Raw genomic sequence first — 24,238 nt, 5'->3', positions numbered from 1 at the left:
ATTACTCCATCATCTTCTCAATCGGCAGTACCAGAATCGAGCTGGCACCGAGCGCTTTCAGTTTTTCCATGGTTTCCCAGAACAGGGTTTCGCTGCTGACCATGTGCATTGCCACGCGCTGCTGATCGCCCGCCAGCGGCAGAATGGTTGGGCGTTCAGCACCAGGAAGCAGGGCGATGACATCTTCCAGACGTTCGCTTGGAGCGTGCATCATGATGTACTTGGATTCGCGGGCCTGGATAACACCCTGAATGCGGGTCAGTAATTTATCAATCAGCTGTTGCTTGGCTTCAGCCATCTCGCCATCGCGTTGAATCAGGCAGGCTTTGGAACGGTAAATGACCTCCACTTCACGCAGGCCGTTGGCTTCCAGTGTGGCGCCAGTTGAAACCAGATCACAGATAGCATCGGCCAGTCCGGCACGCGGCGCGACTTCAACAGAACCGTTTAACAGACAGGATTTAAACGAGACGCCTTTTTGATCGAGGTAGCGTTTGAGCAGGTGCGGATAAGAGGTCGCGATACGTTTGCCGTCCAGCGCTGACGGGCCGTCCCATGCTTCGTCAACGGGGGTAGCCAGCGAGAGACGGCAGCCGCCGAAGTCCAGTCGACGCAGTGTAAAGTAGCGTGGATCTTCGCCCTGTGCCCGTCGGTTGAGCAGTTCCTCTTCCAGAACGTTTTCACCAATGATGCCAAGATCCACGACGCCATCCATTACCAGACCCGGGATATCGTCATCACGCACGCGGAGAATATCAATCGGCATATTCTCTGCCATCGCAATCAGGCGCTGGGTGTGAAGATTAATTTTAATGCCACAGCGAGCCAGTAATTCGCGTGAATCATCGCTTAAGCGGCCTGATTTCTGCATAGCTATGCGTAAACGGGTGTTGTCTAACATTCTCTGTTCCTCGTTATCCTGTCTGAATCGGTCTGGGTTGCGCGCCAAAAAAAAAGCCCCCGGAAGAATTCTTCCGGGGGCTCTCTCATACGCTCATGCACCACTGGAAGATTTAAATGTCTCCCAGCACACATCGCCTGAAAGACTAGTCAGGATGATGGTGGTGATGGTGTTTAAATTGAGCGCGTGTCATAAAATTTCTCGATGAATGCTTATTCATTTGATGTCTTTTAACCTAAACCACTTCAGCCACGGAAAGCAAGGGCTTTTTTTGATCATTAATTCATTTCATATTGATACTATGAATTGTCAGCCACCGTGGGCTGGCGTAGCCTTGAGTTATAGGCCAAAAGTCAGGAGAGAAGGCATGAAAAAGGTCGCAATTGTCGGGTTAGGTTGGTTAGGCATGCCGTTAGCCATGTCACTGGCGGCGAGAGGCTGGCAGGTCACCGGCAGCAAAACCACTTTGGATGGTGTAGAAGCGGCCCGAATGAGCGGTATTGAGAGCTACTCGTTACGCCTGGAGCCTGAACTGGTCTGTGAGCCAGATGATCTTGATGCGTTAATGGACGCCGATGCGCTGGTGATCACGCTGCCCGCACGCCGGAGCGGTCCTGGTGAGGATTTTTATCTGCAGGCGATGCAGGAACTGGTCGACAGTGCGCTGGCGTATCGTATTCCTCGGATTATTTTTACCAGCTCTACGTCGGTCTATGGCGATGTACAGGGGATGGTAAAAGAGGGCTCGCCGCGTAATCCGGTTACGGCAAGTGGTCGCGTTCTGAAAGAACTGGAAGACTGGCTGCACAACCTGCCGGGGACCTCGGTCGATATTCTGCGTCTGGCCGGGTTAGTTGGACCGGGAAGACACCCTGGCCGTTTTTTTGCGGGTAAAACGGCTCCTGACGGACAACACGGGGTTAATCTGGTGCATCTGGATGATGTTGTTTCGGCAATCACCTTGTTGTTACAGGCACCTAAAGGGGGACACATCTATAATATATGTGCGCCTATGCATCCTGCGCGTAATGTGTTCTATCCCCAGATGGCTCGTTTGTTGGGTATGGAGCCGCCAACTTTCCGGGACAGTGTGGATAACGGTAAAGGTAAAGTCATTGATGGCAACCGCATTTGTAATGAGCTTGGGTTCGAGTACCAGTATCCTGATCCGCTGGTGATGCCGATGGAGTGACAGACCAGCAGAGTGCCGCTGTATACCGCCAGGGGGCGAGTATGAAACCACTGCTGGACGTTCTGATCATCCTTGATGCGTTAGAGAAAGAGGGAAGCTTCGCGGCGGCGTCGGCAAAATTGTTTAAGACGCCGTCGGCGCTGAGCTATACCGTCCATAAGTTGGAGAGCGACCTCAATATTCAGTTGCTGGATCGTAGCGGACATCGGGCGAAATTTACCCGTACCGGTCAGATGCTGCTGGAAAAGGGGAGGGAGGTACTGCACACCGTCCGCGAACTTGAAAAACAGGCGATCAAACTGCATGAGGGCTGGGAAAACCAACTGGTTATCGGTGTGGATGATACGTTTCCCTTTTCGCTTCTTGCCCCGCTCATCGAGTCTTTTTACCAACATCACAGTGTGACTCGCCTTAAATTTATTAACGGCGTGCTGGGAGGCTCCTGGGATGCTCTTACCCAGGGGCGGGCAGATATTATTGTCGGTGCGATGCACGAACCGCCCTCGGCAAGCGAATTCGGTTTTGCGCGTTTAGGCGATCTTGAGCAGGTTTTTGTGGTCGCTCCCCATCATCCGTTGGCGCAGGAAGAAGAACCATTGAATCGCCGAACCATCAAACGGTATCGCGCTATCGTTGTGGGAGATAATGATAATGCGCATTCTGCGAATTCGTCCGGAACTCAGTTATTTGATGATCAGGAAGCTATTACTGTTTTCGATTTTAAGACCAAGCTGGAATTGCAAATTAGTGGCCTGGGGTGTGGCTATATGCCGCGTTATCTGGCACAGCGATTTTTGGACAGTGGCGCGCTTATTGAGAAGAAAGTGGTCGCGCAAATTATGTTTGAGCCGGTGTGGATTGGCTGGAATGAACAGACCTCTGGATTAGCAAGCGTCTGGTGGCGGGATGAGATTTTAGCAAATAGTGCTATTGCGAGTGTCTATGTAAAAACGGTTGCCGATAAATCAAACAGTTAAGAAAAAATATTATTATACAGTAGCCTCATTCTCTTGTTATTTCTCCCCACTTTAGTGCAAAATACGCCGCTTGCAAAAAATGACATTAACCGACGTTTTAATACGCGTCGGTTATTTTTTTGCATCAAACCAATCATTCATAAAAGAGGCCGGGCTTCGTACCGGATAGATACTTACTAAAAACCGACAGTTGTTGTCGCTGAGGAATCCATAAAAATGGGGCAATTTTTTGCTTACGCGACGGTGTTCACCGTAAAGGGGAATGACCATGTCGCATAACGTTACTCCAAACACCTCTCGCGTGGAATTACGTAAAACGCTTACGTTGGTTCCGGTTGTTATGATGGGCCTTGCCTATATGCAGCCGATGACGCTGTTCGATACATTTGGTATCGTTTCGGGCCTCACAGACGGTCACGTGCCGACGGCATATGCCTTCGCGCTGGTCGCCATTCTGTTTACAGCGCTGAGCTACGGGAAGCTGGTACGTCGTTACCCTTCTGCTGGCTCTGCGTACACCTATGCCCAGAAATCTATTAGTCCTACTGTAGGTTTTATGGTGGGTTGGTCTTCTCTGCTCGATTACCTGTTCGCGCCGATGATCAACATTCTGCTGGCAAAAATTTACTTTGAAGCCCTCGTGCCTTCGATTCCGTCGTGGGTATTTGTTATCGCCCTGGTGGCGTTTATGACGGCTTTCAACCTGCGTAGTCTCAAATCCGTCGCTAACTTCAATACCGTGATTGTGGTGTTGCAGGTTGTGCTGATTGCGGTCATTTTGGGCATGGTGGTTTACGGTGTATTTGAGGGCGAAGGTGCCGGTACGCTGGTGAGTTCCCGTCCATTCTGGTCAGGCGATGCGCACGTTATTCCGATGATCACCGGTGCGACGATTCTGTGCTTCTCCTTTACAGGATTTGACGGCATCAGCAACCTGTCGGAAGAAACTAAAGATGCCGAGCGCGTAATTCCACGTGCTATCTTCCTGACCGCGCTGATTGGTGGCCTGATCTTTATTGTCTCCACCTATCTGTTGCAGCTGTACTTCCCGGATATCTCGCGCTTCAAGGACCCGGATGCTTCGCAGCCAGAAATTATGCTGTATGTAGCTGGTAAGTTCTTCCAGGTTGGCGCACTGATTTTCTCCACCATTACCGTACTGGCATCCGGTATGGCGGCGCATGCAGGCGTAGCGCGTCTGATGTATGTGATGGGGCGTGACGGTGTCTTCCCGAAAAGTTTCTTCGGTTATGTGCACCCGAAATGGCGTACTCCGTCCATGAACATCATTCTGGTTGGGGCGATTGCCCTGCTGGCAATCAACTTTGACCTGGTGATGGCAACGGCGCTGATTAACTTTGGTGCGCTGGTGGCGTTTACCTTCGTTAACCTGTCGGTGATCTCCCAGTTCTGGATCCGTGAGAAGCGCAACAAGACGCTGAAAGACCACTTCCAGTACCTGTTCCTGCCGATGTGCGGTGCGCTGACCGTTGGTGCGCTGTGGGTGAACCTGGAAGAGAGCTCTATGGTTCTGGGTCTGATCTGGGCTGGTATTGGTCTGATTTACCTGGCTTGCGTGACCAAAAGTTTCCGCAACCCGGTACCGCAGTACGAAGATGTTGCATAACAACTGACTTTTCTGCGCCGGTTTGCCCGGCGCATAATTAAAAACCGGAGAATTTCTCCGGTTTTTTTATGTCTGCGTTTTACACAATCTCTTCAGCGTATTGCCAGAGCGATTTCAGCAGCATCAGTTTCTCTTTGTTATCAGCGTACTGCTGACTCAGTGTCTGCAGTTCATTGGCGTAATTTTGCAAAAACTCTGGAGTGAACACCTGGCGGCGATGTTCCAGCCAGCGCTGTTGTTCGGTTTCATCCAGCGTGCCGGGGAAGTTGCGGGCGCGGTAATTAAACAGCAGTTTTTCAATGCGTTTATCGACGAAGGTGATGTCCAGCGCCGGTAAATTACGCGGGTCGGTCTCCAGAACGATTTTCATCGCGGCGCGGTCGGCATCACTGAAAAAACCGTTATACAGTTGGGCATCCACGTTATCTGATGGGGCGAAAGGCTCGGCTTCGGCAAAAATGGCCACTACTTTATCGCGGACCTGCGGGTTTTCGCGCAGGACTTTAAGATTATCCAGACAATGCTGACGGTTAATCCCGAGGCGATCGGCATCTTCCGGGCGGAGTGTATTGGCTTGCGCCAGCACCGGACATTTGTTGATGTGCACCAGTTTTACCGGTACCGCCACGTTATCGCCCAAGTCGGCTTTAGCCGTGTACAGGCGCTCGCGCAGAGTGTCGCTGTCCAGCTCAAGCAGAGGAGAAATATCACCGGCTAAATCGACCATGATAACCGCGTTGCGATTGTCCGGATGCCAGGCGAGCGGAGCGACCCAACTGGTGTTACCTCGCCATGCGCCGAACATGCCGGAGACATGCACCAGGGGTTTCATTTGTGGAACGTCAATCAGGGCGGTCAGTTTGTGCTTATTACGATGGCTATAAAGATAGTCAAACAGGCGCGGCTGACGTGACTTAACCAGTTGTGCCATTGCAATAGTCGCGTAGACGTCTGCCATCGCATCGTGGGCATTGGCATGTTCAATGCCGTTGGCTTTGGTCAAATGTTCAAGCCGGAAGCTGGGCAAACCGTCGTCGTTTTCTGGCCAGTTAATCCCTTCTGGACGCAGTGCATAACATGCGCGCATCACATCCAGTAAATCCCAGCGCGAATTATCGTGTTGCCAGCTCCAGGCATAAGGATCGTAAAAATTGCGATACAGAATATTGCGTGTCACTTCATCATCGAAGCGGACATTGTTATAGCCCAGGATACAGGTTTTCGGCACGGTAAACAGCGAGTGAATACGTGCAGCAAAAGCAGCCTCATTCTCTCCCTTTTCACGCGCTTCCTGCGGCGTAATACCGGTGATCAGTACCGCCTCTGGTTGTGGCAGATAATCGTCTGCAGGCTTGCAATAAAAGACTTCAGGTTCACCAATAATGTTGAACTCGCTATCTGTGCGGATAGCTGCGAACTGTGCGGGTCTGTCCAGCGCCGGATGGGTGCCAAAGGTTTCGTAATCGTGGAAGAGAAAAGTCGGGTGCTGCTTGCCGTCATTCATTGTTCAGTTATGTCCGGGATCAATTTAGCGCTTTTCTAAGAATACCAAAAATGAGCGCGGTAATCAGCAAAGTGATTATCATTCCTGGGTACTGGCCGCATTAAAATTGAGATAAACAAGAGCTGATTAAATGAGATAAATTATTTTTTTAGTTTTAAAGGAAATTACCGGAATAAATTTTCCTGAAGGCTGGTGTTTAGAAAAATCTGATTGCGAACAATTATTGTTATTTTTACGGTTAATTGTTGTGTTTTGGAAATTTTAAAAGTCTTTTATAAACAAAGGCTTTTATTTCTAATGATTAATGGTGGTTTAGTGTAATGAAATGTGAGTGATGTTAAAAACTAATAATTTAAACGCCATATAATCATTGGATATATCTAATAACAGGAGGTTATATGAGCATTAGTCGGCGTAATTTTTTGCGAGGAGTGGGGATTGGTTGCTCTGCTTGTGCAATAGGAAGTTTCCCACCTGGTGCACTGGCGCGGAATTCGCCTGAGAGCATTAAAGGTAAAACAGCGCTCACGCCAAGTCTGTGCGAAATGTGTTCATTTCGCTGCCCAATTCAAGCGCAGGTCATTAATAATAAAACCGTTTTTATCCAGGGTAATCCCAATGCGCCTCAACAAGGTACGCGAGTTTGCGCGCGAGGGGGAAGTGGCGTCAGCCTGGTCAACGACCCACATCGTATCGTTAAACCGATGAAGCGTACCGGCCCCCGCGGTAGCGGTGAATGGCAGGTCATTAGCTGGCAACAGGCTTATAAAGAAATTGCTGAAAAAATGGGTGCCATAAAAGAGCAGTATGGTCCCCAGGGCATTGTGTTCTCTTCTAAATCAGGTTCGCTTTCCGGCCATTTATTTCACCTGGCGACGGCCTTTGGTTCGCCTAATACCTTCACTCACGCCTCAACATGTCCCGCAGGAAAATCTATTGCCGCTAAGGTGATGATGGGGGGCGATTTAGCAATGGATATTGCCAATACCCGCTATATGGTTTCCTTTGGTCATAACTTGTATGAAGGCATTGAGGTTGCCGACACGCATGAACTGATGACCGCGCAGGAGAAGGGGGCGAAGATGGTCAGCTTCGATCCTCGTTTGTCCGTGTTTTCCAGTAAAGCGGATGAATGGCATGCGATCAAACCTGGTGGTGATTTACCGGTGCTTATGGCCATGTGCCACGTCATGATTAAAGAAAAGCTCTATGACGCACAGTTTGTTGAACGCTACACCACGGGATTTGCGCAACTGGTCGAGGCAGTACAAGAGACTACCCCTGAATGGGCGCAAAAACTGGCCGATGTGCCTGCGGATGTCATTACCCGCGTTACCCGGGAAATGGCAGCTTGTGCGCCTCACGCCATCGTCAGTCCGGGCCACCGTGCGACGTTTTCTCAGGAAGAGATCGACATGCGGCGGATGATTTTCACCCTCAATGTGTTGATGGGGAATATTGAACGTGAAGGTGGTATGTACCAGAAAAAAAATGCCGCCACCTACAACAAACTGGCTGGTGAAAAAGTCGCCCCGGTGCTGGCGAAACCTGATGCCAAGTTGGCGAAACCTGCAGCACAACGTATTGATATGGTCGCGCCGCAGTTTAAGTACATCGCGGCGGGCGGTGGGGTTGTGCAGAGTATTATCGATGCCGTGTTAAATCAGACACCGTATCCGGTGAAGGGATGGATTATGTCCCGACATAATCCTTTTCAAACCGTAACCTGCCGACCCGATTTGGTCAAAACCGTTGAACAACTGGATCTTGTGGTCAGCTGTGATGTTTATTTAAGCGAAAGTGCGGCGTATGCCGATTATCTGCTTCCGGAGTGTACCTACCTCGAGCGCGATGAAGAGGTTTCTGATATGTCCGGGCTAAATCCGGCCTATGCGCTGCGTCAGCAGGTTGTTGAGCCTGTTGGCGATGCGCGTCCGAGCTGGCAGATCTGGAAAGAGCTGGGAGAACAGTTAGGGCTGGGACAATTTTATCCGTGGCAAGATATGCAAACACGGCAGTTATATCAACTGAATGGCGACCATGCTTTATCTGCTGAACTGCGCCAGAAGGGATACCGCGAATGGGGCATCCCATTGTTATTGCGCGAACCTGAAATGGTACGCCAGTTTACGGCACAGTATCCCGCTGCGGTAGCAGTTGACAGCGACGGCACTTACGGCGAGCAACTCCGATTCAAATCCCCGTCAGGAAAAATCGAACTTTATTCCGAAGAGCTGGAGACATTACTACCCGGCTACGGTAGCCCGCGAGCCCGTAATTTTGCGCTTAAGGGGGATAACGAACTCTATTTTATCCAGGGCAAAGTGGCGGTTCACACAAACGGTGCGACGCAATATGTTCCTCTGCTTAGTGAGCTGATGTGGGATAACGCAGTATGGATACACCCGAAAACAGCACAAGAAAAAGGGATCAAAAGCGGGGACGACATCTGGCTGGAAAACGCGACGGGTAAAGAGAAAGGTAAGGCACTGGTAACAGCTGGTATTCGACCCGATACGCTGTTCGTCTATATGGGATTTGGCGCCAAGGCCGGGGCCAGGACGGCTGCGACAACGCATGGTATTCACTGCGGTAATTTACTTCCGCATGTGACCAGTCCGGTTTCCGGGACGGTGGTTCACACTGCTGGCGTTACGCTGAGTCGGGCATGAGAAAGGAGAACATCATGAATCATTCAACAAACCCCTATGTCATGCTGCATGACGAGAAACGCTGTATTGGCTGTCAGGCGTGTACGGTTGCCTGCAAAGTACTTAATGATGTACCCGAGGGTTACAGCCGGCTGCAGGTGCAGATCCGTTCACCGGAAAATGAGCCTCAGGTTCTGTCTCATTTTCAGTTTGTGCGAGTCTCCTGCCAGCATTGTGAAGATGCGCCTTGTGTCAGCGTCTGCCCGACCGGCGCGTCTTACCGTGATGAGAATGGCATTGTACAAGTCGACAAATCGCGTTGTATTGGCTGCGACTATTGTGTCGCCGCTTGTCCGTTCCATGTGCGCTACCTTAACCCGCAAACAGGAATCGCTGACAAATGTAACTTCTGCTCGGATACCCGCCTGGATGCCGGACAATCACCAGCATGTGTTTCTGTTTGTCCGACGGATGCGCTGAAATTTGGCCGCCGCGATGACCCGGAAATTCAGCACTGGATTAATCAAAAAGCGGTTTATCGCCAGCAGGAAAAACGAAGTGGCGAGGTGAGTCTTTATCGACGTAAAGAGATCCATCAGGAGGGGAAAGTATGAATGCTATCTGGGGAGCAGAGCTTAATTATGCGCCGGATTACTGGCCGCTGTGGCTCATTTATGCAGGTGTTATCATTCTGATGATGATTATTGGCCTGATCGCACATGCACTGTTGCGTCGGATGCTGGCACCCAAAACGGCAGGCGGAGAAGAGCATCGTGACTACCTCTATTCGTTAGCAGTCCGTCGTTGGCACTGGGGGAATGCACTGTTATTCATCCTGCTTCTGCTGAGCGGCTTATTTGGTCACTTTTCTGTCGGCCCTGTGGCCTTAATGGTGCAGGTGCATACCTGGTGTGGCTTTGCATTGCTCGCCTTCTGGGTTGGCTTTGTGCTGATAAACGCAACCAGCGGTAATGGCTGTCACTACCGTGTGAAATTTAACGGGCTGATTTCGCGCTGCTTGCTGCAAACGCGCTTTTATCTGTATGGGATCATGAAAGGCGAAGCGCATCCCTTTGCGGCTACGGCGGATAATAAATTTAACCCTCTGCAACAACTGGCATATCTGGCCATTATGTATGCGCTGGTTCCGTTATTAATCATCACCGGTTTGCTGTGTCTTTACCCGCAGGTTATCGGAGCAGGTCCGGTAATGTTAGTGCTGCATATGGCGTTAGCGATTGTTGGCATTCTGTTTATTTGTGCACATATTTACCTGTGCACATTAGGCGACACGCCGACACAAATATTTCGTAGCATGATTGATGGCTATCATCGTCATCGTAGTCATCACACAGAAGCGCAGCCACGTAAAGGGTAATTAATCTAGTACGCATCGCGCACGATGCGTACATTTAACACCCATATCACCTCGCAAGAAAATGTGCTTTATGTCACATTTTCTTGCAATTTATCCCTGTTTATTCGACTAAACTTCCGTAAAAAGAACGGCTATTTATCCTATTTCTGAGGACATGCTGTTGAAATGCCGTTTGTTTGTTGCCGCTTCTCTGTTCGCGATGAGTTTTTCGTCCGCCTTTGCGGCGGATGTCACCAGTTTTGCTCCCCAGCCTCCAGCCATAAATGCCGGGGCGTGGGTGCTTATGGATTACACCACGGGCCAAATTCTTACCGCAGGTAATGAACACCAGCAGCGCAATCCCGCCAGCCTCACCAAACTGATGACAGGTTATGTTGTTGATCGCGCAATCGACAGCCACCGCATCAGCCCGACCGATATTGTTACCGTTGGACGTGATGCCTGGGCAAAAGATAATCCGGTATTCGTGGGCTCATCATTAATGTTCCTGAAAGAAGGCGATCGTGTTTCAGTGCGTGATTTAAGCCGCGGCTTAATTGTCGATTCTGGTAATGATGCTTGTGTCGCGTTGGCTGATTACATTGCCGGTGGACAGCCACAGTTTGTCGACATGATGAACAGCTATGTGAAAAAGCTAAAGCTTCAGGATACGCATTTCGAAACGGTACACGGACTGGATGCGCCAGGTCAGCACAGTTCTGCTTACGATCTGGCCGTGCTATCCCGGGCAATCATTCATGGAGAGCCTGATTTTTACCATATGTATAGTGAGAAAAGCCTTACATGGAATGGCATCACGCAGCAGAACCGTAACGGATTGTTGTGGGATAAGACGATGAATGTCGATGGGTTGAAAACGGGGCACACGTCTGGTGCCGGATTTAATCTAATCGCATCTGCTGTTGATGGACAGCGCCGTTTGATTGCTGTTGTCATGGGCGCTGAGAGTGCGAAAGGGCGCGAAGATCAGGCGCGCAAACTGTTGCTATGGGGACAGCAAAACTTCGACACAGTGCAGATTTTGCGTAGCGGTAAGCAGGTAGGTGTTGAGCGGATTTGGTATGGCGATAAAGAAAAAATTAGCCTGGGTACTGAGCAGGATTTCTGGATGGCACTGCCGAAAACGGAAGTTCAAAACATTAAAGCAAAGTATGTGCTTGATAAGAAAGAACTGGTTGCCCCTATTGCTGCGCATCAACGCGTGGGTGAAATTGAACTCTATGACCGAGACCAGCTCGTGGCACACTGGCCGCTGATGACGCTGGAGTCAGTTGGCGAAGGCGGCATGTTTTCTCGTCTGAGCGATTATTTTCACCATAAAGTGTAATTAATTGCTTGTGGTTCTGACTGGCAAGAGTGCGAATCTGCTCACATAATGAACACTGTTTCCTTGTTGTCGTAATAAGCAATAATTATACTGTATATAAATACAGTGTAATTATGGAGGCTATATGAAGTATGAGATCAGGCAGGTAGAAAAACGCAGGATTGCCGGCTTTCACATGGTGGGACCGTGGGAACAAACGGTAAAGCAGGGATTTGAGCAGTTAATGATGTGGGTCGATAGTAAGAATATCGCACCGCTGGAATGGATTGCCGTCTATTACGACAACCCGGACGTTGTTCCGGCAGATAAACTCCGCTGTGATACTGTAGTTTCCGTCCCTGATAGTTTCGTGATCCCACAAAACAGTGAAGGAGTGACTCTGACTGAACTGGCGGGTGGTGAATATGCAGTTGCCGTTGCACGCGTTGAGAATCATGATTTTGCGACACCGTGGTATCAGTTTTTTAATCTCCTGTTGCAGGACTCAACGTATCAGATATCGGCCAGACCTTGTTTTGAAATTTATATGAACAATGGTACGGAAGATGGTTACTGGGACATTGAAATGTATGTGCCAGTGCAGTCGAAGTAACTGTTTTTTGTGTAAATCAGGATGAAAGTCCTGACCATTACAGTGATATTTTCACTGAAAAAGCAGGTACAATTCCGTTCTTTGCTATTCCCTGACGGAGTGCATGAGTGCGTGCAGATAAGTCGCTGAGTTCTTTTGAAATTCGTTTGTATCGTCATTATCGTGTTGTGCATGGTATTCGCATTGCGCTGGCGTTTCTTCTCACTTTTCTGCTGGTCCGGCTGCTGAACATCCCTGAAGGTACATGGCCTCTAATCACGCTGGTCGTGATCATGGGGCCTATTTCATTTTGGGGTAATGTGGTTCCCAGGGCTTTTGAGCGCATTGGTGGGACGATTCTGGGCTCTGTGCTGGGGCTGGTGGCTCTGCGGCTGGAACTCTTTTCACTACCGTTAATGTTGATATGGTGTGCGGTGGCGATGTTTCTCTGCGGTTGGTTGGCTCTAGGCAAAAAGCCCTATCAGGCTCTGCTGATTGGCATTACGCTTGCCGTTGTCGTGGGAGCTCCTGCTGGCGATATGAATACGGCACTCTGGCGTGGTGGTGACGTTATCCTGGGGTCGCTACTGGCGATGCTGTTTACCGGCATCTGGCCACAACGCGCTTTTATACACTGGCGTATTCAACTTGCGCATTGTGTTACAGGGTATAATCGTGTGTACCAGGCTGCTCTGTCGCCTAACCTGCTCGAACAACCCCGTCTGGAGAAACATTTACAGCAGTTGTTGAGTGACGTTGTCAAAATGCGCGGGCTCATCGTCCCTGCCAGCAAAGAAACGCATATCCAAAAGTCTATATTTGAGGCTATTCAAACTGTTAACCGTAATCTGGTTTGCATGCTCGAGTTGCAAATTAATGCGCTTTGGGCAACGCGTACCAGCCACTTTGTGATGCTGAATGCGCATACACTGCGTGAAACACAGCTCAGAACTCAACAGGCATTACTGACGATAACTCATGCTCTGTATGAAGGTAATCCGCAGCCAGTGCTTGCCAATACGGAAAAACTCAACGATACCGTAGCGGAGCTGCGTAAGCTCATTGATGAGCATAAAGGCGATAATGTCGCTGAGACTCCCATTCACGGCTATGTCTGGCTGAACATGGAAATGGCACGACAACTGGAGTTGCTCTCACATTTAATCTGTCGCGCTTTGCGCAAATAAAGAGCAGATGAGGGGATTGATTATCCTGCTGCTTCGATTCAGCAAGGATTAAGGGTATGATACTGAAAAAGGCTAAAACCATTGTTAACTGCAATGGCTTTACCCTCGATAATTCAGGTTTCAACCATGTATTGTCAATGCATATGCAACTTGAAGTATGGCGGGCATGAAAGTAATGTTGACCCACTTTAGCCGTTGTTTAAACGAATCCGAATCTCACATTATCAGGGGTGTAAAAATGGAAACTACCAAGCCTTCTTTCCAGGACGTGCTGGAATTTGTTCGTCTGTTCCGTCGTAAGAACAAACTGCAACGTGAAATCCAGGACGTTGAGAAAAAGATCCGTGACAACCAGAAACGCGTTCTGCTGCTGGACAACCTGAGTGACTACATCAAGCCGGGCATGAGCGTCGAAGCGATCCAGGGCATTATTGCCAGCATGAAAAGTGACTACGAAGATCGCGTGGATGATTACATCATCAAAAACGCTGAGATCTCAAAAGAGCGTCGCGATATTTCTAAAAAGCTGAAAGCCATGGGCGAAGTGAAAAACGGCGAAGCGAAAGCAGAGTAACGTTTTATACCCTGAACCTTCAGGTTTCAGGGAAAATTGAAGTATGACAGGTATGTAATGATAAGGGCTGCGGTGCGGCCCTTATTGTAACTCGACCCCACCAGTTACCATCCTTAGCAAATGCTGTTCCGGCCAGTGCCTTGTCAGCTTCTTCTGCCCCAGCATCCATTTGATATAATCAACATCGTGACGTTTTCTGTCCAGCATCAGGCCGACAACGCTGCCGCTGTGCGCGACATTCACTCCGTATAAATCACATTCTTCTACCAGCGCCAATAGTGAGTCGAAATCGGGTTTTGGCAACAACAACTGACTGGCGATTGCGCTTAGTGTTGCCGCTTCGCCCATTCTGTAGGGGTTTTGATAAACACAGGCTTCCTGAACTTTTTCCCATGCTCGCTTAAGTGCAGGGGCGCCAGCCTGTAATCCTGACTGACGAGGAATACGATGATAGTCTGCTGTACGTAACGTTTCCGGGCTTTCGAGAACTAACAGGTCGAGTTGCGGCTGCGCTTCACAGGCAATTTGTGTGGAGGCGTCGTTATGATCGAAAAGGGTTAACTGGCGAAAAACGGTACTGTCAGTAGGCTCAAGTGAAACGCAAAGGTGCGCCAGTGTCGATTCATCCAACGGATGGCCCAGATGATGCGCCGTAGCAATTGCCGTGGCGGCAATATCCGCCGTGCTGCTGGCCATACCTTTGGCGATGGGGATTGTTGAATGGATGTCTATCCGGATATCCTGGCTGACATGTGCCGGGTATTGCCAGTGCTGCAACAACCGGTCAACCATCGCCCGAGAGAGGGGACGCTCATCTGTCAACGGTGAACCTGAACTGATCTCAACGGTGCTATACCATTCAACCGGGCAGGAGACCAATTTCTCACTGCCCAAAATCCAGCCCTGGATAAGTTCTCCGCATGATGCGGGACATTGCGCAACAGCCACGTTTTCACCTTTGTGATCAGCAATCCTCGGCGCATAGTGTCATGGCGATCGCGCTATTACCATGATTTGCCGCAATTTGCAGTGCGGCAATACTAGGCCGGGATGTCCAATGTCACAGTTTCTGCTATCGCTATTCGCATCACGTCCTGCGCTATCATTAGCTCTTCATTGGTGTTAATCACGGCCACTTTGACCATCGCGTTTTCTGTCTGAATGAAGGTCGCGTTACGCTGATTTTTTTCTTCATCAACGGCCAAACCTAAGAAATTCAAATTGCGACAAATGGCGGCCCTGGCACGTGCAGAGTTCTCGCCAATACCACCAGTAAATACCAGTGCATCCAGACCGCCCATTTGCATAATGTAGCTGCCAATCGTGGCCCGAATACGTTCGGCAAACAGCGTTAGCGCAAGTGCTGCCTGATGGTTTCCATTATCAGCAGCATGTTCAACGTCACGGTAATCAGGTGAAATGCCAGAAATACCCAGCAAACCTGACTCATTATTGAGTAACTGATTGAGCTGCTGAGGTGTTTTGCCTTCACGCATCGCAATCCACGGCAGAATAGACGGATCGATATCACCACTACGAGTGCCCATCATCACGCCCGATTGTGGGGTAAAGCCCATTGATGTATTAACCGACAGCCCGCCCTTGATGGCGCAGATACTGCTCCCGTTACCCAGATGACAGCACACAACGCGCAGGGCGCTGAGAGGAACACCCAGTTTTTCAGCCAGTGCGGCGCTGACATATTTATGGCTGGTGCCATGAAAACCGTAGCGACGAATTCCCAGCTCAGAGTAATACCGCCAGGGCAGGGGATAAATAAAAGAAGGCTCATCAAGTGTCTGATGGAAAGCGGTGTCAAAAACGGCAACAGCAGGCGTTTTTGGCAGCAATTGGCGAAATACAGCAATGCCGAGCGCATTAACCGGGTTATGTAACGGTGCCAGTTCTGCAAGACGCTCGATTTCTGCCAGTGTTTCCTCGGTCACCAGGGCAGAATCTTTAAAAGATTCCCCGCCGTGCGCAACGCGATGTCCCGTACCGTCAATGTCATCCAGACTGTTGATAATTTTATGGCTGAGCAGTTTTTCCAGTAACAGGGTTACCGCATCCCGATGGTCGGCAACGGGCAAAATCTCCTGCCATTTTTCTACTGGTGTTTTGATGGTGACCTGTGCGTCAGTCATGCCGATACGCTCGATCAACCCCTGACACAGCATTTCACCCTGCGGCATGGCCAGTAACTGAAACTTCAGCGAAGAGCTGCCGGCGTTAATAGCCATTATCTTGTGAGACATGAAGGTTCCTTTGCATTCAGAAAAATGAACATCTCATCCACTCCGGTATTGTTCACTGCGCTGGTGATAAAGACTTTTTGCGCTCCAGCCTGCACCAACCAGTTTTCGACGAGGGAAATACGCTGCGGATTAGCTAAATCAGCTTTGGTCACCAGACCGATAACAGGTCTGTTCATCGGGCCAGTAAAACCAGGCGAAAAAGGTGACCAGGGTGCATCAGCATTGAGTACCAGAGCGATAATGTCGGCTTCACAGGAACTGGCCAGCAGTGCGCTATACAGGCACCGGTTCTCAATATATTCACCCGGTGTGTCTATTGCTGCAGGAGACCAGACAATGGCCTGAGTTTTCTGGTAATGAAGTGCTTCACCACGCATACATTGAGTAAGTGATGTCTTACCGCACTGGCTGGGTCCAATTAGCATTATGCGTTTCATGGTGTTAAGTCCGTGTAATGGGACACGCGGTAAAACGCATCATTTCGCCCAGCGTGCGGGTAACCTGTTTTAGCGCATATTCAACCGCTGAAACATCACCTGTCAGGACGACTGCGCCGGTAAAACGGTCAAGAAAACCTATCTCAACTGCACCGGATTTGGTGGCGATGTCACAGGCAATAATTGAGGCTTCACTTGGTGTAATGGTTAAAATCCCAATAGCTGAAACCGAGTCCTGTAATCCCAGTTTCTTGAATAAATCTTTACCCGGATTGGCGATGAGATGTGCCAGAGTGACCTGTTTTCCCGGTACGTATTCCTGGATCATGCGATCCGTCGTCGGTTGCCTCTCCATTATCCCTCCACCATTTGTCGCCACATGCTTTCATGCGGACGCGGGATGACAGAGCGATAGACCAGCAGTCCTTTTTCACCTGCGCTTTCGCTGGCTACCGTCACGGCGTTATTCACATCGGAAACATCACCCGCGACCACCATGTAGCATTTGCCTCCAATGCCAAATGCCATATGTACCCGTACCAGCGTGACATTTGAGGCTTTAACTGCGCGATCGGCGGCACAGATACACGCGGCTACGCTCCAGGTTTCTACAATCCCAACCGCCTGACGTGTATCAACGCTGTTAAGACCGCTGATTGCTGGCAGAACGCTGGCATGAATATTTGGCAATACCAGACTGTCAACGAGCATATCACCTGCAAGCGATGTGCCAGTGGCGATAGCCTGTTGCACAGCGCCAACATCTCCGCCGAGCATGAGTAAAAATTTGCCCGGACAGATGGTTTTGCTGACCAGTAAATTCACATTCGCGCTTTTGAGCATGGCATCGCCGGCTTCCATCCCTTTGGCAATGCTGGTGAGTTCTAAAATACCTATAGCCTGAGACATGGTTAACCTCTAATTACCGTGATGGATTGATCAGTTATCTCGCTGACAATACCGTCAATACTGGCGTGAACAGGGGCGCCTAATGTGTCTGCTGGCACATCGGCAACACACTGGCCACGAACAACTCGTTCCCCTTTTTGCACACAAGGGATGGCGCTGGCACCAATATGTTGGCGTAGCAGCAACGTCGTTGTATCTGTTGAATAATCTGTCGGTGCTAACGGTGCGTCGTGGTACCAGTCACTTAGACCCAGTTTGGTAATGAGTCGTGTAACCGGGATGAGGCGATACTTCGCCATTTCATCAGCAGGGTTGAGTGGCCCTTCATAACGATGGTTTAGCGCACGCAGCTCACGTTTAAGCATGCGATTAATACGCATCGGTGAGATGCCTACCGGACATGCAACGCTTTCGCAGACGTTGCATTCTGAGCAGGTCAGGGCAGTGAGCAGCAATTGCGGTGTAGCGGCCTGCTGATAGTTAACCGCGCGGACCAGTAGATGAGGCGATAGTTCATGGCCGATCAAATGTCTTGGGCACAGATCCGTACACAAACGGCACTGTTCACAAACGGTTTTTGCCACCGAAAGTACGGTACGTTCATCCTGCATTCGCCGTTGAATAAGCGCATGGGATTTTGGCAGAACCAACAGGCCGCCTGTCGTTTTGCTCACCGGCGTATCCAGGGAGGTAATCAGGCTACCCATCATGGGGCCACCGTTGATGAATCCAGGGTCATCGACGGTGGATCCGCCAGCCAGGGCCAGTACTTCACGTAAAGACATTCCGATAGGGACCGTCATGGTTACGGGCCTGGCTACAGCACCGTTGACGGTCAGCGTACGACGCGTAACGGGATACTGTTGCTCGACGGCTCTGGCGATGTTAAGTACGGTCTGGACGTTATTGACGACTACACCGACGCTGACTGGCAATGCGGCAGGGGGGACTCGTCGTCCGGTTGCCATCCATATCGTCAGAACTTCGTCACCAGCCGGATAAACATCAGGCAACATGTGTAACCGGATATCAGCAGGTAGGAGAGGTGTTAAGGCTTTGATAGCTTTCTGATACTTTTCTTTAAGAGCAATTATGCCTGCACTGGCCCCTGTGGCTTTCATAGCATACTGTACGCCACGGACCAGTCGGGCCGCCTGCAGAGCCATTAATTGCTGATCAACTTTCAGCATTGGCTCGCACTCTGCTGCATTCACCAGAAACGTATCAACCTGAGCCTGGAGTTTGACGTGCGCAGGAAACCCTGCGCCTCCGGCTCCCACCACACCCGCAGTACGAACGCGATCGCGTATCGTTTGCGCATCATAAAGAGTGGGTTCTGCCGTCATGGCTGTATTCATAATAATTCCTCAAGCAGTTCCTGGATGGCACTGGCGTTGGCTACGCGAGGATTAGTTTGCAGCGTGACATCAGCCAGCGCGGCCTGAACCATCAACGGTATTCGCTGTGACCAGGTTTGCTTTCCGTCTTTAAGCGCGTCAATAAAAGAGGGTAACGCACACTGTTTTTTGAGCAGCTCAATATGATGAATTAGCGCATTGAGTGCCGCTGTATCGTTAGCATTATCCGGGCACAGGTGACAGGCTTTCGCAAATCGGGCGTATCGCTTTGCTGCCCGTGGATCACGAGCGTTAAACTGAATGACCGGAGTCAGTATTAGCGCATTGGCAAGGCCGTGAGGCAGATGAAACTGACCGCCTAACTGATGGGCTATCGCATGATTAATCCCGAGTCCTGCCTGGCTAAAAGCCATTCCGGCAAGCGTCGAGGCGTTGTGCATTTTTCCTCGTGTTGCCAGACAATCGCCTTTACTGACCGCGACGGGCAGATACTGGAAGACGATTTGTGCCGCCTTTTCTGCGAGAGCATCGGTGAAGTCGCTGGCCTTCGTTGAAACATAAGCTTCCAGCGCGTGCGTCAGTACGTCCATCCCGGTATTTGCAGTGATGGCTGGCGGCACGCTGACGACCAGGGTCGGATCAAGTACCGCCATATCTGGATACAGAGCATTATTAAATAATGGATATTTAATACCTTTATCCGGATCGCTAATCACACAAGCGCTGGTCACTTCAGAACCTGTGCCGCTGGTGGTTGGAATAGCCACACAGGTTTCTATTTCGATGCCAAACTGTCGGCTGAACCAGACGATAGCTTTTGCTGCATCAAGCGCTGAGCCTCCACCAAAGCCGATAACAACATCCGGTTGCAGGGAGTGCATTTGCGCAATCCCCTGAACTACCGTACCGATGGTTGGATCGGGAGTGATGTCGCTGAAAACGCTGATGCGATTATCCGCTGGCAGGGCACTCCTCAGCTTGTCAATCAAAGGTGAGCGCGCCAGAAAACCGTCGCAGATAATCCAGATATGCTTATTTGTGAAGCGCTTGAGCACTTCCAGACTTCCCTGGCCGCTGTACAATCGGGTTTGTAGTGAAAAGCTATTCATTACGGCCTCGTTAGCGGATTGAAAAACCGTTTGTCAGCACACAACGACGAGAGCGTGCGAAAGTTCGCGCAGACGTTGTTCCTTCACCGGTCGGTGTGGCGATAGTGAAGGTCGTGAAGCCTTCACCACCCACGCCAATTCCGGCGTAAGAGGGGCCATTTTTCACAAAAATAGATGTCTGAAGCGTGCGGGCGGCAAGATTCAAACGTGAAACATTCTGTGAGTGCATAATGGCAGTGTGATGCAGTCCCTCTTCAACTTTCAGGGCTAACGTTAACGCACTGTCAAAATCATTTACCGTCACGATTGGCAGCATTGGCATCAATTGCTCGCTGGTGACCCACGGATCGTCAGCGCTGACGATACCAATCAACAGGCGGGGTGCTTTTGCCGGAACCGGTATACCCGCAGCTTCCAGTAATGTTGCGGGACTTTTCCCTACGAGTTTCTTATTGGCTATCCCTTCAGGCAGACAGGCGGCGCGTAATTTGTCGATCTCTTCGCAGTTCAGAAGCACCGCACCAAAAGACTGCATTTGCTGAACCAGCCGTTCGGCAACAGCATCAACAACAATCAGGCTTTTCTCTGCAATGCAGGGCAGGTTGTAATCAAAGGATGCGCCGTTGATGATATCTTCCGCTGCTTTCACCAGATCGGCGGTTTCATCAACGATACATGGAGGATTACCCGCACCTGCACCAATAACTTTTTTCCCACTTTTCATGCCCATAGCAACAATGCCAGGGCCACCGGTGATCGCCAGCACTGCGATTTTAGGATGGGCCATCATCTGCTGGGTAGCTTCAAAAGTAGGTTCTGTGACCGTGACGACAAGATTCCGAATCCCGCAACAGCGAAACGCAATATCCTCAATCATGGCAATCAGCTTAAGTGAGACCATTTTAGCGCCCGGGTGCGGACTGAAATAAACGCTGTTTCCTGCGGCCAGCATACTGATGCTGTTGTTAATAATGGTTTCCGTTGGGTTGGTGCTGGGGGCGACTGAGCCAATTACGCCAAACGGGGAATATTCAAATAACACCATGCCACCGTCACCGGTCAGGGCCGTTGTCGTTAGATCTTCGATGCCTGGGGTGTTGTCCAGCGCCGCCTTGTTTTTGAGGAATTTATCCTCTTTGTTGCCCATCCCCGTTTCTGCCGCGCTCTCTGCCGCCAGCGAACCAAGATGAGGTGTCAGTTCTTCCCGTAGTGCATTAATGATGGCGCTACGGGTTTTCAGTGGGCATTGCTGATAACGCAAAAAGGCCTGATGAGCAGCATCTATCGCTTCACCGACGGACGGGAAAATACCGTTTCCTTTTATTTCTGTTTTTGCCGGTGCGAGTTGCTCACTCAGAATGTTGCGGATAAGGATTTCAAGTTCTGACGTATTCATTGATGTGTTCTCACGTTAATCGCCGCAATGGCAGTTTCTGCAATGTCCATATCCTGCTCAACGCTTCCTCCGCTGATGCCAAGACCCCCAAGTAGTAAACCTTCACGCCATAGTGCGTAGCCGCCACCAAAAGTGACGACTTTTCCCTGCATATGGCTTTCCAGACCGTAAAGTGCGGCTCCCGGTTGTACCGCAGAACTCAGTTCATGAGTGGCGGTTTTCATCGCAACAGCGGTCCAGGCTTTTTTCGGTGCAAGTTCGCTACTCACGAGCAATGCATCGGGCATGCGCCAGGTCACCGTTTGTGTTCCGTTAGGATCAACTATGCTGATAACGACAGGGACTTTGAGTTCATCTGCCCGTGTTACCGCGGCTCGAGTCAGTTGATGAAGTTCCTGGAAAGATAAAGACATCGCAGACTCATTTGTGGTTATTGTTTGGGTTGTAGCCAGATAGCGTTCAGTCACTTTCCGAATGATGTCTGCCTGATGGGCGTCATGATCTTCGGCACGAGCGAGTGCATATAAGCAGTCGGACAGGCGATTGATATACCGCATCAGCACATGTCTGATCGAGACATCTGCTGAGAGTTCGACAAGCCGTCTTTCTGCACGGCGGGTAAGCGTACGGGCAAGGTGTAGACGGCTCGCAGCTTCGCAGCGGCCCGGTAAAATAAAACTATGCAGGGGGGGGATTCGCCCCATAGCGGTATCGATAGCGGCTTCCAGGGCCGCAATTTCTTCCGAGCTGATGTAACGCTGTTCTGGCGTCGGCTGTTCGCTTTCGCTGGCAAGCTCCGCACTAAACCAAAAGAGCTGCACTTGAATTTGTTCAAGTAAGAGTCGGTGTTGTTGGCTTTTCACTGCGCAGACGCACAGACTCAGCGCAGCATTGAGTTCATCCAACGTACCGTATGCTTCAACGCGTGGATGCGTTTTACTGACGCGCTGCCCGGTAAAGAGTGCTGTGGTACCGGCATCGCCAGTTCGGGTATAAATCGCCATAGTTCCTCCTATCGAGAAAGCGTGTCGACAATGCCGACAATGGCCAGATCGATAGCTTCATTTGGGCCGGAAAAAACGTGTCTGGCACTGGAACCACTGCTGAGTAATACCAGTTCGCCGGTTCCTGCACCTACAGAATCAACCGCGACTTCATCCCCGCTCAAAGGGGAGGCGGGAAGTTCCCCATCGGCGCATACCCGACGTACCAGCAAAAGTTTTTTTCCGACCAGTGATGGCGACTTTTGCGTGGAAACCACGACGCCTGTAACTCGTGCCAGATGCATGGTTCACTCCTGCTTAATTAATTGGACATTCCGCGTATTGGCTGCTTCCTGAGCCAATGCGGTAACGACACATCGACGGCGTATTACCAGAAATCCATCCTTCAACCGGGCTACGTCGGCATAACTTAAAAGTGTTTCGGGATGCAGAATGATGTTTTGTCCGTGCTCATCGCTGAATTCCACCGGCAGTCGGGCGAGTTTCCTCACGGGGATCGCCGGTAACAGTCGATGTTGCAGTGATATCTTCACGCGGACTCCGCAGGCCAGTGCTTCGTGGATCGTTACTACTGACTCGCAGGACGCGTCGTGTTCAGCAATTTGTGCCAGCAAAGGCAGATCTACCTGCAGGATGTGCAGCCTTGAGTACTGACAACATACCGTCCGGGTATCAACTTCCCGTAACTGCGCGACGCTCACGCAGAGTGTGCTTTCCGCGCGTTTTTTTAATCGGGAAACAACCTCCTCAATGATGCGTTGCAGCAGTTCGTTGTTCATCGTGAGGCCACCAGTGTGGCAAATGCCTGTGGATTATCAGCACCCGCGGCATTGGCTTCATCAGTATCGATATGCATCTCAAGACGCATGTCGGGTGAAACACGAACGGCGACGTTATCGAAAATAAGTCTGCGTTCGTCGCCATTGATGGCCACGGATACTTTATCGCCATGTGAGACACGCAGGATCAGCGCATCAAGTGGTGACATATGAATATGGCGCTGGGCGACAATTACCCCGAATGCTAAGTCCAGTTCGGCAAAAGGGCTGACAAGACGAATGCCTGGCGTACCCTGGATATTGCCTGACATGCGTAGCGGCGCAGCTATACCCAGCGTGCGCGCGTCAGTGCGTGAAATTTCGACCTGGCTGGTGCTACGCAGTGGCCCAAGTAAACGCACATTTTTTAACTGACCTTTGGGTCCCACAAGCGTTACGGTCTGGTCTGCCGCGTATTGCCCTGGCTGTAACAACCCTTTTTTCTCGCTAATAGGCTGATTTGGGAACAGGCGGTCATAATCTGCAGCGCAAAGATGGATATGGCGATTAGAGATCCCTAGCGGAATAGGGCGTTCGCGCATTTCATCCAGTACTTTGCTGACGGTTGTTTCCAGTAGCTGTTTATCCATCATTCTTCACCTCGTTTGCCGGAGTGCAGGCAAAGTGAGCGAGGCTCTCCCTTTTGACGCGAACAGGCAGGGTCAAGACACAGATTGCAGCTAATTAACTCTGCATTTTGGGGGGCTTCGGAGATTACGTTTTCCACAATTACTTCTTCTTCCGCCACGGCTGGTGTTGGCTCGGGGGCTGGCTCAGGCTCTGTCATGACACTGTGGGAAAGGATGCCTTCCCCAGGTCTGGAAATGACTCTGTGAGCGACCAGGCCATCCCGAAGATCTGCAAAGCTGGCACCGGTGGAAATGGCCGCCTGAACGGAGGCCACATCACCGATGATTTTGAGCATCATCCAGCCTGAGCCGTTGGTTTTTTCGAGACCCACCAGCGTGATGGATGCGGCTTTCGCCATGACGTCCGCGCAACTGATGGCTAACGCCAGACCACTAACTTCAAGTAATCCCAGTGATTGCTTCACGCTGTGCTC

Annotated in this window: 26 protein-coding genes, 1 pseudogene and 1 other annotated feature; of the genes and pseudogenes, 11 read left to right on the top strand and 16 right to left on the bottom strand. The window is 50.5% G+C overall.

Annotated features, from left to right (window positions below):
* Position 1 precedes the first annotated feature (1 nt).
* Both hisG and hisL read right to left on the bottom strand, forming a co-directional pair.
* Positions 2 to 901 (bottom strand): ATP phosphoribosyltransferase, encoded by a 900-nt coding sequence (gene hisG / locus LG384_RS14490; RefSeq protein ID WP_045444584.1) that lies wholly within the window; start codon positions 899 to 901, stop codon positions 2 to 4.
* 47 nt (positions 902 to 948) lie between these two features.
* Positions 949 to 1,071 (bottom strand) — a sequence feature (His leader region).
* Entirely contained in the window at positions 1,047 to 1,094 is a 48-nt protein-coding gene (hisL, locus tag LG384_RS14485) for a his operon leader peptide (RefSeq protein ID WP_100250077.1), read from the bottom strand. Its footprint overlaps the feature before it by 25 nt.
* 174 nt (positions 1,095 to 1,268) lie before the next feature.
* On the opposite strand from hisL, the gene LG384_RS14480 reads away from it, so the two are divergent.
* The 4 genes and pseudogenes from LG384_RS14480 to plaP all read left to right on the top strand — a co-directional run bounded on the left by LG384_RS14480 (position 1,269) and on the right by plaP (position 4,697).
* On the top strand, positions 1,269 to 2,093 hold the full coding sequence (locus tag LG384_RS14480) for an SDR family oxidoreductase (RefSeq protein WP_045444581.1): 825 nt from the start codon (positions 1,269 to 1,271) through the stop codon (positions 2,091 to 2,093).
* Between the two features lie 41 nt (positions 2,094 to 2,134).
* Positions 2,135 to 3,125: pseudogene (locus LG384_RS14475) on the top strand (LysR substrate-binding domain-containing protein).
* A 161-nt stretch (positions 3,126 to 3,286) separates the two neighbouring features.
* A complete protein-coding gene (gene yoeI / locus LG384_RS14470) occupies positions 3,287 to 3,349 on the top strand; it encodes a membrane protein YoeI (protein ID WP_101706264.1) in 63 nt (20 codons plus the stop codon).
* Positions 3,339 to 4,697 carry a putrescine/proton symporter PlaP gene (gene plaP, locus LG384_RS14465; RefSeq protein WP_045444576.1) on the top strand — a complete coding sequence of 453 codons (1,359 nt, stop codon included), beginning with the start codon at positions 3,339 to 3,341 and terminating at the stop codon, positions 4,695 to 4,697. The genes yoeI and plaP overlap by 11 nt, the downstream gene beginning before the upstream one ends.
* 79 nt (positions 4,698 to 4,776) lie before the next feature.
* Here plaP and sbcB read toward each other — a convergent pair whose 3' ends face one another.
* Positions 4,777 to 6,201 carry an exodeoxyribonuclease I gene (sbcB, locus tag LG384_RS14460; RefSeq protein ID WP_200013259.1) on the bottom strand — a complete coding sequence of 475 codons (1,425 nt, stop codon included), beginning with the start codon at positions 6,199 to 6,201 and terminating at the stop codon, positions 4,777 to 4,779.
* Positions 6,202 to 6,599: 398 nt separating this feature from the next.
* Here sbcB and phsA point away from each other — a divergent pair, with 398 nt between their 5' ends.
* The 7 genes from phsA to LG384_RS14425 all read left to right on the top strand — a co-directional run bounded on the left by phsA (position 6,600) and on the right by LG384_RS14425 (position 13,889).
* Positions 6,600 to 8,873, top strand: coding sequence for a thiosulfate reductase PhsA (gene phsA, locus LG384_RS14455; protein WP_045444569.1), 2,274 nt, complete (start codon positions 6,600 to 6,602; stop codon positions 8,871 to 8,873).
* Between the two features lie 14 nt (positions 8,874 to 8,887).
* Entirely contained in the window at positions 8,888 to 9,466 is a 579-nt protein-coding gene (phsB, locus tag LG384_RS14450; RefSeq protein WP_045444566.1) for a thiosulfate reductase electron transport protein PhsB, read from the top strand.
* Positions 9,463 to 10,230, top strand: coding sequence for a thiosulfate reductase cytochrome B subunit (gene phsC / locus LG384_RS14445; protein WP_045444563.1), 768 nt, complete (start codon positions 9,463 to 9,465; stop codon positions 10,228 to 10,230). Before phsB ends, phsC begins: the two co-directional genes overlap by 4 nt.
* A gap of 154 nt (positions 10,231 to 10,384) precedes the next feature.
* Positions 10,385 to 11,557, top strand: coding sequence for a serine-type D-Ala-D-Ala carboxypeptidase DacD (gene dacD, locus LG384_RS14440; protein ID WP_045444560.1), 1,173 nt, complete (start codon positions 10,385 to 10,387; stop codon positions 11,555 to 11,557).
* Positions 11,558 to 11,681: 124 nt separating this feature from the next.
* The gene (sbmC, locus tag LG384_RS14435) at positions 11,682 to 12,149 is read left to right on the top strand and encodes a DNA gyrase inhibitor SbmC (protein WP_048221134.1); all 468 of its coding nucleotides are present in this window, start codon (positions 11,682 to 11,684) and stop codon (positions 12,147 to 12,149) included.
* 107 nt (positions 12,150 to 12,256) lie between these two features.
* Positions 12,257 to 13,315, top strand: coding sequence for an FUSC family protein (locus LG384_RS14430; protein WP_225761120.1), 1,059 nt, complete (start codon positions 12,257 to 12,259; stop codon positions 13,313 to 13,315).
* A 238-nt stretch (positions 13,316 to 13,553) separates the two neighbouring features.
* Entirely contained in the window at positions 13,554 to 13,889 is a 336-nt protein-coding gene (locus tag LG384_RS14425) for a DUF496 family protein (protein ID WP_003834176.1), read from the top strand.
* Between the two features lie 81 nt (positions 13,890 to 13,970).
* Here the strand turns inward: LG384_RS14425 and LG384_RS14420 are convergent, their stop codons facing one another.
* From LG384_RS14420 to LG384_RS14360, 13 genes are all read right to left on the bottom strand, one after another.
* The gene (locus tag LG384_RS14420; RefSeq protein WP_048221135.1) at positions 13,971 to 14,837 is read right to left on the bottom strand and encodes an L-threonine kinase; all 867 of its coding nucleotides are present in this window, start codon (positions 14,835 to 14,837) and stop codon (positions 13,971 to 13,973) included.
* 92 nt (positions 14,838 to 14,929) lie between these two features.
* The gene (locus LG384_RS14415; RefSeq protein WP_045444545.1) at positions 14,930 to 16,144 is read right to left on the bottom strand and encodes an acetate/propionate family kinase; all 1,215 of its coding nucleotides are present in this window, start codon (positions 16,142 to 16,144) and stop codon (positions 14,930 to 14,932) included.
* Positions 16,129 to 16,581 (bottom strand): propanediol utilization protein PduV, encoded by a 453-nt coding sequence (pduV, locus tag LG384_RS14410; protein WP_045444543.1) that lies wholly within the window; start codon positions 16,579 to 16,581, stop codon positions 16,129 to 16,131. The genes LG384_RS14415 and pduV overlap by 16 nt, the downstream gene beginning before the upstream one ends.
* A 4-nt stretch (positions 16,582 to 16,585) precedes the next feature.
* Complete coding sequence (pduU, locus tag LG384_RS14405) at positions 16,586 to 16,936, bottom strand: propanediol utilization microcompartment protein PduU (RefSeq protein ID WP_032939586.1); 351 nt, start codon at positions 16,934 to 16,936, stop codon at positions 16,586 to 16,588.
* A complete protein-coding gene (pduT, locus tag LG384_RS14400) occupies positions 16,936 to 17,490 on the bottom strand; it encodes a propanediol utilization microcompartment protein PduT (protein ID WP_048221136.1) in 555 nt (184 codons plus the stop codon). Before pduT ends, pduU begins: the two co-directional genes overlap by 1 nt.
* A 2-nt stretch (positions 17,491 to 17,492) precedes the next feature.
* Positions 17,493 to 18,848, bottom strand: coding sequence for a cobalamin reductase PduS (pduS, locus tag LG384_RS14395; protein ID WP_225761119.1), 1,356 nt, complete (start codon positions 18,846 to 18,848; stop codon positions 17,493 to 17,495).
* On the bottom strand, positions 18,845 to 19,957 hold the full coding sequence (locus LG384_RS14390) for a 1-propanol dehydrogenase PduQ (protein ID WP_045444536.1): 1,113 nt from the start codon (positions 19,955 to 19,957) through the stop codon (positions 18,845 to 18,847). The genes pduS and LG384_RS14390 overlap by 4 nt, the downstream gene beginning before the upstream one ends.
* A 10-nt stretch (positions 19,958 to 19,967) precedes the next feature.
* Positions 19,968 to 21,353 carry a CoA-acylating propionaldehyde dehydrogenase PduP gene (gene pduP, locus LG384_RS14385; RefSeq protein WP_045444533.1) on the bottom strand — a complete coding sequence of 462 codons (1,386 nt, stop codon included), beginning with the start codon at positions 21,351 to 21,353 and terminating at the stop codon, positions 19,968 to 19,970.
* Positions 21,350 to 22,357: a two-domain cob(I)yrinic acid a,c-diamide adenosyltransferase PduO gene (pduO, locus tag LG384_RS14380; protein ID WP_225761118.1), complete on the bottom strand. Its 1,008-nt coding sequence runs from the start codon at positions 22,355 to 22,357 to the stop codon at positions 21,350 to 21,352. Before pduO ends, pduP begins: the two co-directional genes overlap by 4 nt.
* A gap of 8 nt (positions 22,358 to 22,365) precedes the next feature.
* A complete protein-coding gene (locus LG384_RS14375) occupies positions 22,366 to 22,641 on the bottom strand; it encodes a EutN/CcmL family microcompartment protein (RefSeq protein ID WP_225761117.1) in 276 nt (91 codons plus the stop codon).
* Between the two features lie 3 nt (positions 22,642 to 22,644).
* Positions 22,645 to 23,136, bottom strand: coding sequence for a microcompartment protein PduM (pduM, locus tag LG384_RS14370; RefSeq protein ID WP_225761116.1), 492 nt, complete (start codon positions 23,134 to 23,136; stop codon positions 22,645 to 22,647).
* Entirely contained in the window at positions 23,133 to 23,765 is a 633-nt protein-coding gene (locus LG384_RS14365; RefSeq protein ID WP_045444512.1) for a phosphate propanoyltransferase, read from the bottom strand. The genes pduM and LG384_RS14365 overlap by 4 nt, the downstream gene beginning before the upstream one ends.
* Positions 23,765 to 24,229 (bottom strand): BMC domain-containing protein, encoded by a 465-nt coding sequence (locus LG384_RS14360; protein WP_200013252.1) that lies wholly within the window; start codon positions 24,227 to 24,229, stop codon positions 23,765 to 23,767. Before LG384_RS14360 ends, LG384_RS14365 begins: the two co-directional genes overlap by 1 nt.
* Positions 24,230 to 24,238 lie beyond the last annotated feature (9 nt).

The sequence above is a fragment of the Citrobacter sp. Marseille-Q3906 genome (assembly GCF_916618775.1).
In the GTDB taxonomy this organism is placed as follows: Bacteria; Pseudomonadota; Gammaproteobacteria; order Enterobacterales; family Enterobacteriaceae; genus Citrobacter; species Citrobacter murliniae.
Note: the sequence above shows the minus strand (reverse complement) of the source record. Positions and strands in the feature narration are given on the sequence as shown.